Consider the following 13,302-nt stretch of genomic DNA (forward strand, 5'->3'; position numbering starts at 1 on the left):
ATCACTCCGGTTCTGCTAAATCGGCATAAATCTGTTCATACTGGCTGACAATTTTTTTAGAAGAAAATTCATTTTCAAGCATCTCTATTGCCGCCTTTGTAAAACGATTGCTTAGCTGTTCATCTTCTAAAATGCTCATCGCGCGGGCTGTTGCGGCCGTAACATCACCGACATCCACCAAAAATCCGCTCACATTGTTTTTTATAACCTCAGGGATACCGCCAATGTTTGTTCCAATACAAGGCACTCCGCAAGCCATCGCTTCAAGCAGGACAAGGCCAAAGCTTTCTTTTTCAGATAGCAGCAGCTTCAAATCGCTAATAGAATAAAGATCTTCAACACGGTCTTGATTTCCAAGCATTAAGACTTGGTCTTCCAAGCCATATTTTCTGATAAGCTCGCAGGCTGTCGATTTCTCCGGACCGTCTCCGACTAAAAGCAGCTTCGCTTTCGTTTTGCCAGCGATATTGCGGAACACACGGATGACATCCTGCACGCGTTTAACTTTTCTGAAGTTGGACACATGGATGACGACTTTTTCATCTGGTAAAATTCCATGTTTCTCTTTAATTGCCGCTGTGTTTTTCTTCAGATACACGCGCTCGTCTATAAAGTTATAAATCGTTTCAATTTTTTTCTCCGGTTTAATTAAATCGTATGTTTCAGCCGCAAGCGCTGAGGAGACGGCCGTCACCCTGTCTGATGACTCAATAGCAAAACGGATCAGATCTTTTAGAGACGGATCATAACCTAACACCGTGATATCCGTGCCATGCAAAGTGGTAACAATGCCGATATTGCGTTTCAGCATTTGTTTTGCAAGATAGGCGCAAACGGCATGCGGGAGAGCATAGTGAGCATGGATAATGTCTAAATTCTCCCGTTCCGCCACCTCAGCGATTTTGCTTGCCAATGTCAAATCATACGGAGGATACTTAAAAACAGCATATTGATTAACCTCAACTTCATGAAAATGAATATTGGGATGATATGTATTCAGTCTAAACGGAATGCTTGATGTGATGAAATGGATTTCATGTCCCTTTTCAGCAAGCTGCTTCCCCAGTTCTGTCGCAATGATACCTGAGCCTCCAACGCTCGGATAGCATGTGATTCCTATTTTTAGTTTTCTCATTGTTCGCCCCCAAGCACATCATGATCAAGCATCAGCATCCGTTTGGAAAAGAAACCTTCGGCATACTCCACGCCCGCTTCTTTACCGTAAAGCTTTTCTCTCGCTTCAACGATTTCAATATACCCATTCGTCAGAGGAGTAGAAACGGAATCCTTTGACGGGATAAACTGGCTTTTGTAGGCGTTGAGGCTTTGTTTCTTTGCCTCTATTGTATCCGAGATATCAATAACAAAATCCGGCTGATGAAAACCATTTATCATATAATAGTAAACCTTGCTGACTTTATGCGCCGGAAGGCTTTTTTCGTCTTTATATTTATGGATTCCGGCGGAAAAGATCGCTTCTTCCACCAGTGCAGCCGCATTGCCGTGATCCGGATGGCGATCCTTTTTATACGGCATAAAAACCGCTTTTGGCCGACAGATTCTGATGACAGTGACAATTGACCGAATTGCCTGATCACTCATTATTAGGCCGCGGTCTGGAAGCGTTAGCTGAATTCTTTTATCTGCGCCTAATATGCGGGCTGCTTCAGCTGCTTCTTCTTTACGCAAACTGACCGTACCGTTAGAAGAGAGTTCCGCTTCTGTCAAATCGCATATCATTACTTTTTTTTCCTGTTTGACAAACTTCGCTATTGTGCCGCCCATTCCGATCTCGACATCATCACTGTGGGCGCCAAAAGCAAGAACGTCAGCATTATACATTCGGCTCTTCTCCCCGAAGAAGGTCACGGAATTCGAAAACACCTTCATCAAGTGTGCGCACAAGAATTTCCGCAGTACCCATATTTGTGGCGAGCGGAATGGAATACACATCACATAAACGGATTAATGCCGAGACATCCGGTTCATGCGGCTGCGCGGTCAGCGGGTCGCGCAAAAAAATGACAAGATCGAGTGCATTGGCAGCGATCAGTGCACCGATTTGCTGGTCTCCCCCTAAAGGGCCGGATTGAAAACGTTCAATTTGAAGACCTGTCGCCTCATGAATTTTCAACCCTGTGGTTCCGGTTGCGTATAGATCATGATTCTTTAAAATATCCCGATAGGCAGTCGTAAATTGAACCATATCCTGTTTTTTCTTGTCATGCGCGATCAAAGCAATTTTCATTGTTTATCCCCCCGTCTAATCAATGATATTTTCTAAACCATACACAAGCTGATCAATCTTCATGACTTGTTCGACTGACAGTTTAACGCCTGACATGAAAGAAGCACGGTTATAAGAATCATGGCGTATCTGAAGCGTTTGGCCATCCATGCCGAACATGACCTCCTGATGCGCGATCAGTCCCGGAAGACGGACGCTGTGCAAGCGAATACCGTTTTGCTCCGCTCCTCTTGCTCCTGGGAGAATTTCTTTTTCATCCGGATGTCCTTGCTGCTTTTCTTTACGGACTTCTGAAATCATTTCCGCTGTTTTAAGCGCAGTTCCGCTTGGTGCGTCAAGCTTCTGGTCATGATGAAGCTCAATAATCTCAACATCCTCAAAATAGTTGGCAGCCATTTTTGAAAATTTCATCATCAGTATCGCACCGAGCGCAAAATTTGGCGCGATGATGGCTCCGATCCCTTTTTCTTCTGTTAAAGATGTGAGCTCTTTTAAATCAGCTTCTGAGAAACCGGTTGTTCCGACAACTGGACGGACTCCGTGCTCTAATGCAATTTTTGTATGTACTTTTCCGATTTCGGGCGTTGTTAAATCAATCAAGACATCCGGTTGTGTTTCTGTAAAACAGGCATGGATATCTGTGTAAATGAAAGCATCTGACTCAACAGGCATCACATCAGATAATTTTTGCTGATCGTATGTATGGTCTATGGCCCCTACAAGGTCAAAATGTGGTGTTCGTTCTGCCAATTTAACAGCTTCCTGCCCCATTCTTCCACGCGGTCCCGCAATGACTAATTTAATTGTTTCGTTTGACATCTTGATCTCCTCTACTTTCCTTCTTCTTTTCTGGTCCAGCGATCTTTATCTCTTGTATTAAATTTATGCATGACTCGGTCGTGAGCTTCCTCTAAAGAGATATCAAGAGAGTTGGCTAAACAAACCAATACAAATAGCACATCGCCTATTTCCTCTTCCATGCTTTTATCATCTTCAGTCGCTTTTTTTGGTTTTTCTCCATAACGGTGATTCACTTCTCTGGCAAGCTCGCCCAGTTCTTCAGTCAGCCTCGCCATCATGGCCAGCGGGCTAAAATATCCTTCTTTAAATTGGCCTATGTAACGGTCTACTTCAGCCTGTATGTCTTTCATTGTTTTATCACTCACTGAACGAAACCTCCTATCATCCTCTTACATGTTAGCTAATTCAGATACGTTTGACAAATGTTTAAGCACGTTTGCTGTTTTCTTTTTCATCCACTATAATATAAACGCTATCTAATGGAAGGAAAAGGGGTTTTGTGTGATGCTTGGAGAAATTAGATTAAAAAACATATTTTTTATTTTAATCGGAGCGGCAATTTTTTCATTTGGCTTGGTTCATTTCAATATGCAGAACAATCTGGCTGAGGGCGGTTTTACAGGTATTACACTTTTGCTTTATGCCCTTTTCCACATCAGCCCCTCTATATCGAACCTGGTGTTGAACATTCCGATTTTTTTTATTGGCTGGCGTTTGCTCGGCAGGACAATGTTTGTTTATACCCTTGTCGGCACTGTAGCCTTGTCTTTGTTCCTCAGCATCTTTCAGCGATATGAAATCCATATGCCCCTTCAGCACGACTTAGCGCTCGCCGCTTTATTTGCCGGCGTATTCATCGGAGCCGGACTGGGTATTATTTTTAAGTTCGGCGGTACGACAGGCGGTGTTGATATCATCGCACGTTTAGTGAATAAGTATTTTGGGATTCCGATGGGCAGAACGATGTTTGCTTTCGATGCCTGCGTCATCATTTTGTCTTTGCTTACTTATCTCTCCTATAAAGAAGCGATGTATACGCTGGTAGCTGTATTTGTAGCGGCAAGATTAATCGATTTTATTCAGGAAGGCGGATACGCTGCTAAAGGCGCTACGATCATCTCTTCGAAAAACGACCTGATTCAGAAAAAGATTCTTGAAGAAATGGAACGGGGCGTCACCATTTTGAAAGGACAAGGTTCCTACACAAAAGAGGATATAGATGTACTTTATTGTGTGGTGCCGAAAAATGAATTGGTGATGCTGAAAAGCGTGATTAACTCCATTGATCCCCATGCCTTTGTAGCGGTAAGCGATGTTCACGATGTGCTCGGAGAAGGATTTACGCTTGATGAAAATAAAAATCCGCTTCCGCGCTGACATGTAATAGAAAAAAGGCGGCTGACCGCCGCCCCTCATCCTTATTTAGGGTAGTCCCTTTTTTTCAGCTTGTTTTTTTCCGCCTTGTACTTTCTGTAACCGACATAGGTAAGAGCAGTAATGATGATACTGCCGGTTGTAATGATCACCCAGAGTAAAGACGGATCGGCATCATCCTCCTCCACCCTGTCAAACACATTTTTCAGGTCATGCTGAAGAAGGGAAAGCCGTTCAAGCTTCGTGCTCTCTGTCATTTGCTGAAATTCCTCTTGCTCAATAACATCTATATGTTTTCCGACTGTTTCAAGCTGATCCTCTGATACATCGATTGTAAGACTGGGGTAAATCAAGTCATATAAACTGATAAATTCATTCCATTTTTCATGAAAGCTTGTGCTTCCATTCTTTTGGACATCTCGCTTCAGTTCAGTAAAAGCTTCCATAATCGGTTTTTCCAGTGAGCCCCAAAGCGGGTCAGACCGATTGTCAACCGCATCCATCAGCATTCTGAACTGCGCGGCTGCTCTGAGTTTTTGTGTGTCTGATGTATCAGCTTGCTTTAAACTCCGAACCATATCATTATAGCCCAATGTGATTTGACGAATTTGGGCTCCCGTTAGCATGGGGTCTTGCTGTTTTTTCTCAGCGGATTTTAATGTTTTTTCAAAATACTCCAAGACTTGAAGCGCCTCTTCATATTTCGCCTGTCGGGTCATTTGAAAGACTGTATCGGATAAATCATTCAATTCCTCGAGGCTTCCCCGCTCTGCAGCCTTGGCATTTCCATTATAAAAAATAAGTGCAATCAACAAACAGATCGTCAGCTTTCGTTTCATGCAGGTCCCTCCCACTCTCTCTCCTTACAGAATATGAAGAAAGGGACAAGGATAGACCAACATTGTCTTTACATCAGCTCAAGCTTCGTTTGCTTTTTTGAGACCACAAGAAAGTAAGCAAGCGCGATTGAAAAGATACTTAGCCAAAATGTTCCGTATCCTATTTCAGTCATATAATCAGAAAGCATAGAGTATTGCGGCATCATATCAAACAAGTAGTCAATGACATCGTTATGCAGTGTCCAGACTGCAGCAATTGCAAGATGCCAAAATGAAAAACGAAAATACGGACTGTATAATACGCCTTGAACTGCCATTGCAAAATGCGAAGCAATTAGCATGTAGCCCTCCCACGGCAAGTCACCAGTTACTGCAAGCACAAGAAAATTCATAGCCACCGCCCATAGGCCATACTTTACGAGGGTAACTAGCGCAAGCGCCTCTAAAAGCGGAGCATTCCGTTTCATGAGAAAGGCAAGCAGCACAAACAGAAAGAAAAACGTTGCTGTCGGACTGTCCGGAACAAAAATCAGGAAACGGGCCGGTGTCTCCAAAAGCTGCGGCAAGTACCAATAGTAGCCGTAAACCGTTCCCAGAAAATTAATGGCTAAGACAAGAATAAGCATCGGCCGCTGCCCTAATACATATTGAAACCATTTCACATCGAATCAACTCTCAGTCTGTAAAAATAATATGTCCATATAAAAAAGCTGACGCCGGGTCAGCTTTTGATAATAAAAGTATATCCTTCCATTTGACAATTCACAATACGTTATTTTGCGGTTGTTTCAGAAATAAATTTTGCAAGTTCTTCGAGCTGCTTATCATTTCCTTTGAACACACCCGCCGGCATTTTGCCTTTCCCTTCTACAGCGATTTTTTTGATTTCATCCGGTTTCAGCCCGCTGTCAACCAATGAAGGCCCGGCCGCTCCTCCCTGAAGGTTATCCCCATGGCAAGAAATACAGCCCTGTTCCTTAAAAACCTTATATCCTTCTGCATTGGTGTCAATGTCGGCTTCTTTTGTAATTTTCCCCTGTTCTTCTGCCTTGGCCCAGTCATGAGTAGCAACTGACTGCCACGTCAAAAATACAGCAGCGGAAATGGCCAGAAGCATCATACCGACAGCGACCGGACGCTTCCACGGCCTTCTTTCTGTCCCTCTGTCTAGGAATGGAGCCAAAAGCAGGGCCCCAAAAGCGAGACCTGGCATAATCATGGCGCCGACCACTGTAAAGCTTCCGGCGGCGTATTCATACTTCAACAGCTGGTATAAGAAAAGAAAATACCAATCCGGCAGCGGAATATAACCAGTATCAGTCGGGTCCGCCATCCGCTCTAAAGGCGGCTGATGCACAATCGTCAAAACGAGAAAACCGATGAGAAAGACAGCTCCAACCATCCATTCCTTTAACAAGAAATTTGGCCAGAAAGCCTCTGTTTTACCCGGATACTCCGAATAATCCTTCGGTATATTCGGCTTTTTTTCAGCCGGTATCCTTGAGTCGCCTACAAATTTCATCCCTTTGCCCCGGTGCATGTCATCCCCTCCCTTTTATTCGCAGATCAAGAGTTTAAAGCGGTCCTGAAATCCCCTGCTTCCGGATCATAATAAAATGTGCAGCCATCAGCCCGAACAATGCGGCAGGAAGAAAAAATACATGGATCGCAAAAAACCTAGTCAGCGTTTGGGCGCCTACAATATCCGGATGCCCTGCAAGGAGCGTTTTAACTTGCGTTCCGATCAAAGGCGTGGCTTCGGCGATCTGCAGTCCGACTTTTGTTGCAAACAGAGCCTTCATATCCCAAGGAAGCAAGTAGCCTGTAAAGCCAAGACCGAGCATAACAAAAAAGATCAGCACACCGACAATCCAGTTCAGCTCGCGCGGTTTTTTATACGCGCCTTGGAAAAAGACCCTCAGCGTATGTAAAAACATCATCACAATGACCAGGCTCGCACCCCAGTGGTGCATCCCCCTGACAATCTGGCCGAATGCCACTTCATTTTGCAAATAATATACCGATTCCCAGGCATTTTTGATATCAGGCACATAATACATCGTTAAAAACATTCCAGATAATACTTGGATAACGGTTACAAAAAACGTCAGTCCCCCAAAGCAATACACAAACGCAGAGAAATGATGGGCGGGATTCACATGTTCCGGTACTTCGTGATCGGCAATATCCCTCCACATCGGTGTAATATCAAGCCGCTCGTCTACCCAGTCATAAATTTTGTTCAGCATGTCACCCTTCCCCCTTAGGCTTTGCTTTTCCAAGATACAGGAAGCCGTCTTTTACTTCTTGCTCATAATGATCAAGAGGCGCAAGCGGCGGCGTGCCAGGGACATTGGTGCCGTCCTTTTCATAGAGTCCGTAATGGCATGGACAAAAGAATTTATTCGGGTTTTTAGGATCACTATTCCAGTTCACCGTACACCCTAAATGCTTACAAATTGGCGAAAGTGCTACAATTTCATCCCCGTTTTTGAAGACCCAGGCTGATCTTGACTCTTCTGACTCATACCAGGCATCGACTTGATTAATTTTAAAATCAAAGCGCTGCGGCTCTTTTGTCAACTCATCAACGCTGACAACCTGAACCATATCCTGCTTCCCTGTCGATTTTAATACCGGGTCGAGTGCGAAGCGAACCATAGGCATGAGCATACTAGCCGCCATAAAACCTCCTACGCCTGTGAGCGTATAATTCAAAAATTGACGTCTGGATATATCATGTTTTCCGCCCATCTCTTCTCCCCCCTCTAAGTCACCCCTGCAAACTGACTAAAATAGAAAATATTGCAATAACTCTAGACACCCTCATAATATATGAATCTCTCAGCAAGGTCAATATAGCCAAAATATTGTTTATAAGGAAATGTAAGTGTTTTTATAAAGTGCTCCATAACTGTAACAAAACGTTCAAAATTTCAGCAGTGCGTTCATCCAATATTTTTCTTTTTAAAGAGTCATTTAAATGCTCTAATGGAACAGACGATGTAACAATCATTTTGCCTAACGCATCCTCAGCTCTCCAACTTTCGTCAGATGTGAGCAGGACAACATGCGGAAATTCCGTTATCAGCTCTTCCCGCAAATCCTTAAGCCCTTGAACGGTTATTTCATTTCTATCAACATATGTATAAGGCGGAAGTAAATATACCCGTCCCTTTAACTGCCTTTCAAGTTCTTCTGAGAGAAGCTGCGTAAACTCGCCTTTCTCCGCCGCCATTTTAAAATGGTTATTAACCCTTATGTTAATTAATGGTATGACAGCGGTATCAATGTAATCCTTAGCTTGTAAATAGTCCTTGGCATCAGTGATTCTCCACCTCATCGTTCTCCCCCTTTACGGCAACAAGCCTTGCAATTCACTGCAAGGCTGGTCATATTATGTGAGCTGATTTAATTGGCGCGATAATTGTTCAAATGCCTCTTTATCATGACGATCTAACGCGTCGTCAATGTCTTTTAATAATTTTTCTCTTTGGAATGTGGAAATAGCGTGCTCTAAAATCTGTTCCGCCAATCCCTGATCTTTTTTATTCTCAAAAAGGTTTTTCGGAATATGCGGGTTGGACTCCAGCACCGCCGCATATTCAGGTGAGCTGTAAGCCGAACGGAAATTAAGCTGGATAAACAAATCCTGCTGTTTATTTAATCTAATATCATGAAAAGATTTTTCCGCGTCGGTAGTCATGACATTCTCTTTATAGAACCGGAACGGAACTTCTTCAACACAATGTGTTGACATTATAATGCCTCTCGGGCAAAATTCAGCCTGCTCCACAAAATGAACCTTCTCCATGAGAGAATCATGGCTCATTAAGTAGTTCAAGATCCAAACGCACTCTCGGCGCTTTAACTGATAATGGTTTAAAAACCAACGGATAAAATCTTTTTTCTCATTGACAGAAACAGGGGTCTGCATGTAATTCCCTCCTCTATCGTTCGTATAATCTATATACTTATATGTTCCACATGAATGGTTAATATTCCTGCTTATCTAGAAAATTCATCCTCGATTCGCAAAATCGTTTCTTCAAGCTCTTCATTGGCTCCGTCCATTTCAAGAACCTTTTTCAAAAGCGGCAGCGCTTCTTTTTGAAGACCTTCTTCTAATAGGAAGCTTGCGTATTCATATAAGAAATCTCTATCCTCCCGGTAATGAAGATAGGCAGCCTCAAAGGATTGTTTTGCTTCCTCGTATTGCTCTAATTCAGTATATGCGCTTGCAAGATACCAATTGTATTTAGGATCTTCTTCACCGTAGCTTCGAACCTCTTGAATAAGATCAATGATCTGATCATAATCCTCTTCTTTGTGATACACGGCAAGAAGTGTATGAAGCGCCTCGACAAAGCCCGGATCAAGCGCAAGCGCCTCCTGAAGCAGCTTCTTCCCCTCTTCTGACTTCCCGATTTTCAAGGCCATTTTGGCGGCATAAAGGAAAAGTTCTTTGTTATATTCATCATATCTGATCCCCTCTTTTGCCGTTTTTAATGCCTCTTCATACATTCCTTCAGCTTCATAGCTTTTCGAGAGCGGCATATAAAGTGAAGTATAAGATGGATCAAGCTCCTTTAAATCAGACAGCTGCTTAATAGCTGTTTTCACAAGCCCCGCCTGTAAGGCTGTAAAACCATAGCCGAAAATCGTATTAGGATCAGGATTCTCATCGACAGCTTTCTCATACCATGGAATGGCATCCTCAAATTCACCTGAGGCACTTAACGATTCTGCCAGTCTTTGATGGACATTAACGCCCCCGATCTCACTCTGCTCCTCAGCCGTTGTTTTAAAATATTGAACCGCTTTTGCATAGGCTCCCTGAGCAAAGTAAAGTTCTCCCAGTGCAAAATCAATAACAGGTTCATTGTCCAGAATGGACTTTGCCTGGAAAAGCTTTTGTTCACTGACTTCGAATAACCCCTGCATCTGATAAAGATCCGCCATAAGCAGCAAACTTTCCGGATATGATGGATCTGTTTCCGGAATAGTCTCCAGCACAGCGAGGGCTTTTTCTTCTTCGTCAATATCTATTAAAAGTTCAGCGTAGAAATTCGTCAGTTCTGTTTCATTTGGATATAAATCATGTAGATCACTAATCAGTGAAATGGCTTTTTCTACATCGCCCCACTCGTAATAAAGCTGGGCTGCAATGGCTTTATCTTCATCATGCAGCTGTTTTTCAGCCTTCGAGAGCGTGTTGAGGCCTTTTTCTGTTTCACCTGCTTCAACTAATTTTATGGCTTCTTGAATCAATGTATTCAAATCGGACCGGTCCTTTCTTTTCCTATACAACATCAACCATACAAAAAAAGCTTTATTTGTTCGGGTTAATCTTATCATAATTCAGACGAATGCCCCCGGCAAATAAGATGCTTCTGTACGGAAGGGAATTATTGAGTCTTATTAGTTTACCAAAAGATCTTGAGATAGAAAATGAAAAAAGGAAGATCGCCCTCTGTACAGTAAAGCAGCTCTTTGACCTGCCGGCTTGTAAGTAAAGCACATCCCCCCTTTTCGTTTTTCTATCCGTTCTATAAGACAAGCTATGTTTTTTCGCCTCGAATTATGATCTGCATAAAAAATCCTGAAGTAAAACTTCAGGATTTTTTCGAAAGCTTATTTAAATGCTCGAAGAAGGTTGGATAAGAAACGTGAATGGCATCCGTGTGCTCGATTTCAATCGGCTCCTCCGTTATACAGGAAGCAATACCAAGCATCATTCCGATTCGATGATCTCCGTGGCTGGACACTGCAGCGCCGCCTTTCAACGTTTGTTTGCCATAAACCTTCATTCCATCTGCTGTCGGTTCAATTTCAGCACCCAGCTTGCGAAGCTCAGAAACAACAGTATCAATACGGTTTGTTTCTTTCACTTTTAGCTCTGCCGCGTCCTTAATAACGGTGGTTCCTTCCGCCTGAGTCGCAAGAAGCGCGATGATAGGGATCTCATCAATTAAACGCGGAATGATATCTCCTCCGATTTCAACTGCCTTTAGAGATGACGTTTCTATAATCAAATCTCCATAAGGCTCTGCACCGCTATCAGCAGATGGTTTGATTTCAAGTTTTGCCCCCATGTTTTGAAGGACATCAATAATACCTGTCCGAGTCGGATTTAAACCTACGTTTTTCAATACAATTCTGCTGTTTGGAACCATCGCGCCAGCAGCAAGGAAAAACGCGGCTGAAGAAATGTCTCCAGGAACAAAAATATCAGCAGCTGTCAGTTTCTGGCCACCAGCAATGGAAACACTCGTTTGATCTTCAGAAAGCTTAACGCCAAAAGCAGAAAGCATCCGCTCAGTGTGGTCCCGAGATTTATGGGGCTCTGTTACAGTTGTTGTGCCCTCAGCCTGTAATCCGGCCAGCAAAACAGCAGATTTAATTTGCGCGCTTGCAACAGGTGATACATAATCAATTCCTTTTAATGAAGCGCCGCTCACTGACAGCGGTGTAAACTCTCCGCCGGCTCTGCCGTCGATTTTAGCCCCCATTTTTTTCAAAGGCTCAGTCACACGCTTCATTGGGCGTTTCGCAATGCTCTCATCTCCGGCTACCGCGCTGTAAAAAGGACGGCCCGCCAATATTCCGAGCATCAGGCGAATCGTTGTACCTGAATTTCCGACATCTAAAAGGCTTTCTGGCTCTTTCAGGGCATCGATTCCTTTTCCGTGAATCACGACATCGCTGCTGCTTTGCTCAATGTGAACACCCATTTTTCTAAAGCAATCGATCGTGCTCAGACAATCTGCTCCCGGCAGAAAGTTTTTAACTGTTGTTGTGCCTGCCGCTAGCGCGCCAAACATAACAGAGCGGTGAGAAATGGATTTATCACCGGGAATATGTATTTCTCCATGTAAGGTCTGCACCTTATCTCGTTTCATTTTTTCCACCTCAATCAGCATAAAAAGTTTCATATTCCGCCCGGGCTTCAATGCATTGTTCTGCCCTTTTGCGGTCGTCATCAGACTGAAAACTGATCCTTAAAATCCCGTTAATATCCTCTCGTGTTTCGATAATGCGGATATTCGTGATACTGATGCGCTCCGCAGCTAAGATCGCTGTTATCTCGGATATTACACCCGGATGATCGGGTACATCCACATATAAATCATAAAATGCAGGTATCGCTCCCTTCTGCCGAAGCGGCAGCCCGTCGCGATAATCCTTGGCTGTTTTAAAATAACGAAATAGATTTTCCGCATCTTCTTGTTCTACATATGTACGGATCTTGTCAATTTCACGAATCCACTCATCAAAACGGTCTAAGATTTTATCTTTATTATGTAATAAAATATCCCGCCACATTGCCGGGCTGCTTGATGCAATCCTTGTAATATCTCTGAACCCGCCGGCAGCAAAACGCTTAACAAGCGGATACAGGTTTTCCGAATGATGGGTTTGGTGAACAAGGCTAGCTGCTACAATATGCGGAAAATGACTGATTACGCTTGTAACGCCATCATGCTCCTCTGGCGACATTTCCACAAAATGGGCATTCGTCCCCTTCAGCAGGTTTTTTAACTGTTCCACAGCTTGTTTGTCCGTTTTCTGGCCTGGCGTTAAAATATAAAATGCATTTTCAAACAGGAACTCCTTCGCAGCGGCCACTCCTGATTTATGTGAACCCGCCATCGGATGCCCTCCGACAAATTGATAGCGGCTAGGCAGCACTTGATCAGCGTAATCAACCACTTTTTGCTTTGTGCTTCCTACATCCGTAATCAAAAGCTCATGTTCAATTCCTGAATGAGCCAGCTCTTCAAGCATAACCAGTGTTTGTTCAACAGGTGTCGCAATGATTACTGTAGCTGCCTCTTTCACACCGCTAATAAACGAATCAGCACGATCGTCTATCACGCCTAATTTTAATGCCGCTACCGCCTGTTCATCAGAGATGTCGATTCCGATAATCCGTTTGCCGGGATGATTTTTTTTGATGGCTAGGGCAATCGAACCGCCTATCAATCCGAGACCGGCGAGCAATATTGTATCTTTCATTTGATTCATACGTCATCACCT

16 protein-coding genes are annotated in these 13,302 nt (G+C 43.5%); 1 reads left to right on the top strand and 15 read right to left on the bottom strand.

Annotation, left to right across the window (positions count from 1 at the left end):
* Position 1: 1 nt before the first annotated feature.
* Genes bshA through ypjD form a run of 5 tightly spaced genes read right to left on the bottom strand, consistent with a single transcriptional unit; the run spans position 2 to position 3,414 of the window.
* Positions 2 to 1,135, bottom strand: coding sequence for an N-acetyl-alpha-D-glucosaminyl L-malate synthase; malate glycosyltransferase for bacillithiol synthesis (bshA, locus tag BSU_22460; protein NP_390127.1), 1,134 nt, complete (start codon positions 1,133 to 1,135; stop codon positions 2 to 4).
* Positions 1,132 to 1,842, bottom strand: coding sequence for an N-acetyl-alpha-D-glucosaminyl L-malate deacetylase 1; malate N-acetylglucosamine N-acetyl hydrolase (bshBA, locus tag BSU_22470; protein ID NP_390128.2), 711 nt, complete (start codon positions 1,840 to 1,842; stop codon positions 1,132 to 1,134). The genes bshA and bshBA overlap by 4 nt, the downstream gene beginning before the upstream one ends.
* On the bottom strand, positions 1,835 to 2,248 hold the full coding sequence (mgsA, locus tag BSU_22480) for a methylglyoxal synthase (protein NP_390129.1): 414 nt from the start codon (positions 2,246 to 2,248) through the stop codon (positions 1,835 to 1,837). The genes bshBA and mgsA overlap by 8 nt, the downstream gene beginning before the upstream one ends.
* A gap of 15 nt (positions 2,249 to 2,263) precedes the next feature.
* The gene (gene dapB / locus BSU_22490; protein NP_390130.1) at positions 2,264 to 3,067 is read right to left on the bottom strand and encodes a (4S)-4-hydroxy-2,3,4, 5-tetrahydro-(2S)-dipicolinic acid (HTPA) dehydratase reductase; all 804 of its coding nucleotides are present in this window, start codon (positions 3,065 to 3,067) and stop codon (positions 2,264 to 2,266) included.
* Positions 3,068 to 3,078: 11 nt separating this feature from the next.
* Complete coding sequence (gene ypjD, locus BSU_22500; RefSeq protein NP_390131.1) at positions 3,079 to 3,414, bottom strand: oxidized nucleotide pyrophosphohydrolase; 336 nt, start codon at positions 3,412 to 3,414, stop codon at positions 3,079 to 3,081.
* A gap of 139 nt (positions 3,415 to 3,553) precedes the next feature.
* Here ypjD and ypjC point away from each other — a divergent pair, with 139 nt between their 5' ends.
* Positions 3,554 to 4,426, top strand: coding sequence for a putative integral inner membrane protein (gene ypjC / locus BSU_22510; RefSeq protein ID NP_390132.2), 873 nt, complete (start codon positions 3,554 to 3,556; stop codon positions 4,424 to 4,426).
* A gap of 41 nt (positions 4,427 to 4,467) precedes the next feature.
* Here ypjC and ypjB read toward each other — a convergent pair whose 3' ends face one another.
* The 10 genes from ypjB to tyrA all read right to left on the bottom strand — a co-directional run bounded on the left by ypjB (position 4,468) and on the right by tyrA (position 13,290).
* Positions 4,468 to 5,262, bottom strand: coding sequence for a sporulation septum-associated protein (gene ypjB, locus BSU_22520; protein ID NP_390133.1), 795 nt, complete (start codon positions 5,260 to 5,262; stop codon positions 4,468 to 4,470).
* 68 nt (positions 5,263 to 5,330) lie between these two features.
* Complete coding sequence (ypjA, locus tag BSU_22530; RefSeq protein ID NP_390134.1) at positions 5,331 to 5,888, bottom strand: conserved integral inner membrane protein of unknown function; 558 nt, start codon at positions 5,886 to 5,888, stop codon at positions 5,331 to 5,333.
* A 146-nt stretch (positions 5,889 to 6,034) separates the two neighbouring features.
* Positions 6,035 to 6,802: a menaquinol:cytochrome c oxidoreductase (cytochrome cc subunit) gene (gene qcrC / locus BSU_22540; RefSeq protein ID NP_390135.1), complete on the bottom strand. Its 768-nt coding sequence runs from the start codon at positions 6,800 to 6,802 to the stop codon at positions 6,035 to 6,037.
* A gap of 34 nt (positions 6,803 to 6,836) precedes the next feature.
* Entirely contained in the window at positions 6,837 to 7,511 is a 675-nt protein-coding gene (qcrB, locus tag BSU_22550) for a menaquinol:cytochrome c oxidoreductase (cytochrome b subunit) (RefSeq protein ID NP_390136.1), read from the bottom strand.
* Position 7,512: 1 nt separating this feature from the next.
* Positions 7,513 to 8,016 (bottom strand): menaquinol:cytochrome c oxidoreductase (iron-sulfur subunit), encoded by a 504-nt coding sequence (gene qcrA / locus BSU_22560; RefSeq protein ID NP_390137.1) that lies wholly within the window; start codon positions 8,014 to 8,016, stop codon positions 7,513 to 7,515.
* A gap of 142 nt (positions 8,017 to 8,158) precedes the next feature.
* On the bottom strand, positions 8,159 to 8,605 hold the full coding sequence (gene ypiF, locus BSU_22570; protein ID NP_390138.1) for a hypothetical protein: 447 nt from the start codon (positions 8,603 to 8,605) through the stop codon (positions 8,159 to 8,161).
* A gap of 54 nt (positions 8,606 to 8,659) precedes the next feature.
* On the bottom strand, positions 8,660 to 9,199 hold the full coding sequence (gene ypiB, locus BSU_22580) for a hypothetical protein (protein ID NP_390139.1): 540 nt from the start codon (positions 9,197 to 9,199) through the stop codon (positions 8,660 to 8,662).
* 71 nt (positions 9,200 to 9,270) lie between these two features.
* Positions 9,271 to 10,542, bottom strand: coding sequence for a hypothetical protein (ypiA, locus tag BSU_22590; protein NP_390140.1), 1,272 nt, complete (start codon positions 10,540 to 10,542; stop codon positions 9,271 to 9,273).
* A 335-nt stretch (positions 10,543 to 10,877) separates the two neighbouring features.
* On the bottom strand, positions 10,878 to 12,164 hold the full coding sequence (gene aroA, locus BSU_22600; protein ID NP_390141.1) for a 3-phosphoshikimate 1-carboxyvinyltransferase (5-enolpyruvoylshikimate-3-phosphate synthase): 1,287 nt from the start codon (positions 12,162 to 12,164) through the stop codon (positions 10,878 to 10,880).
* 10 nt (positions 12,165 to 12,174) lie between these two features.
* Positions 12,175 to 13,290, bottom strand: a complete 1,116-nt coding sequence (gene tyrA, locus BSU_22610) for a prephenate dehydrogenase (protein NP_390142.1) — start codon at positions 13,288 to 13,290, stop codon at positions 12,175 to 12,177.
* Positions 13,291 to 13,302: the final 12 nt, after the last annotated feature.

Source organism: Bacillus subtilis subsp. subtilis str. 168 (assembly GCF_000009045.1).
GTDB classification, from domain to species: domain Bacteria; phylum Bacillota; class Bacilli; order Bacillales; family Bacillaceae; genus Bacillus; species Bacillus subtilis.

Coding starts and splice junctions, on each gene's coding strand:
- bshA (NP_390127.1), bottom strand. CDS start 1,135: ATGAGAAAACTAAAAATAGGAATCACATGCTATCCGAGCGTTGGAGGC.
- bshBA (NP_390128.2), bottom strand. CDS start 1,842: ATGTATAATGCTGACGTTCTTGCTTTTGGCGCCCACAGTGATGATGTC.
- mgsA (NP_390129.1), bottom strand. CDS start 2,248: ATGAAAATTGCTTTGATCGCGCATGACAAGAAAAAACAGGATATGGTT.
- dapB (NP_390130.1), bottom strand. CDS start 3,067: ATGTCAAACGAAACAATTAAATTAGTCATTGCGGGACCGCGTGGAAGA.
- ypjC (NP_390132.2), top strand. CDS start 3,554: ATGCTTGGAGAAATTAGATTAAAAAACATATTTTTTATTTTAATCGGA.
- ypjB (NP_390133.1), bottom strand. CDS start 5,262: ATGAAACGAAAGCTGACGATCTGTTTGTTGATTGCACTTATTTTTTAT.
- ypjA (NP_390134.1), bottom strand. CDS start 5,888: ATGCTTATTCTTGTCTTAGCCATTAATTTTCTGGGAACGGTTTACGGC.
- qcrC (NP_390135.1), bottom strand. CDS start 6,802: ATGCACCGGGGCAAAGGGATGAAATTTGTAGGCGACTCAAGGATACCG.
- qcrB (NP_390136.1), bottom strand. CDS start 7,511: ATGCTGAACAAAATTTATGACTGGGTAGACGAGCGGCTTGATATTACA.
- qcrA (NP_390137.1), bottom strand. CDS start 8,016: ATGGGCGGAAAACATGATATATCCAGACGTCAATTTTTGAATTATACG.
- ypiF (NP_390138.1), bottom strand. CDS start 8,605: ATGAGGTGGAGAATCACTGATGCCAAGGACTATTTACAAGCTAAGGAT.
- ypiB (NP_390139.1), bottom strand. CDS start 9,199: ATGCAGACCCCTGTTTCTGTCAATGAGAAAAAAGATTTTATCCGTTGG.
- aroA (NP_390141.1), bottom strand. CDS start 12,164: ATGAAACGAGATAAGGTGCAGACCTTACATGGAGAAATACATATTCCC.
- tyrA (NP_390142.1), bottom strand. CDS start 13,290: ATGAATCAAATGAAAGATACAATATTGCTCGCCGGTCTCGGATTGATA.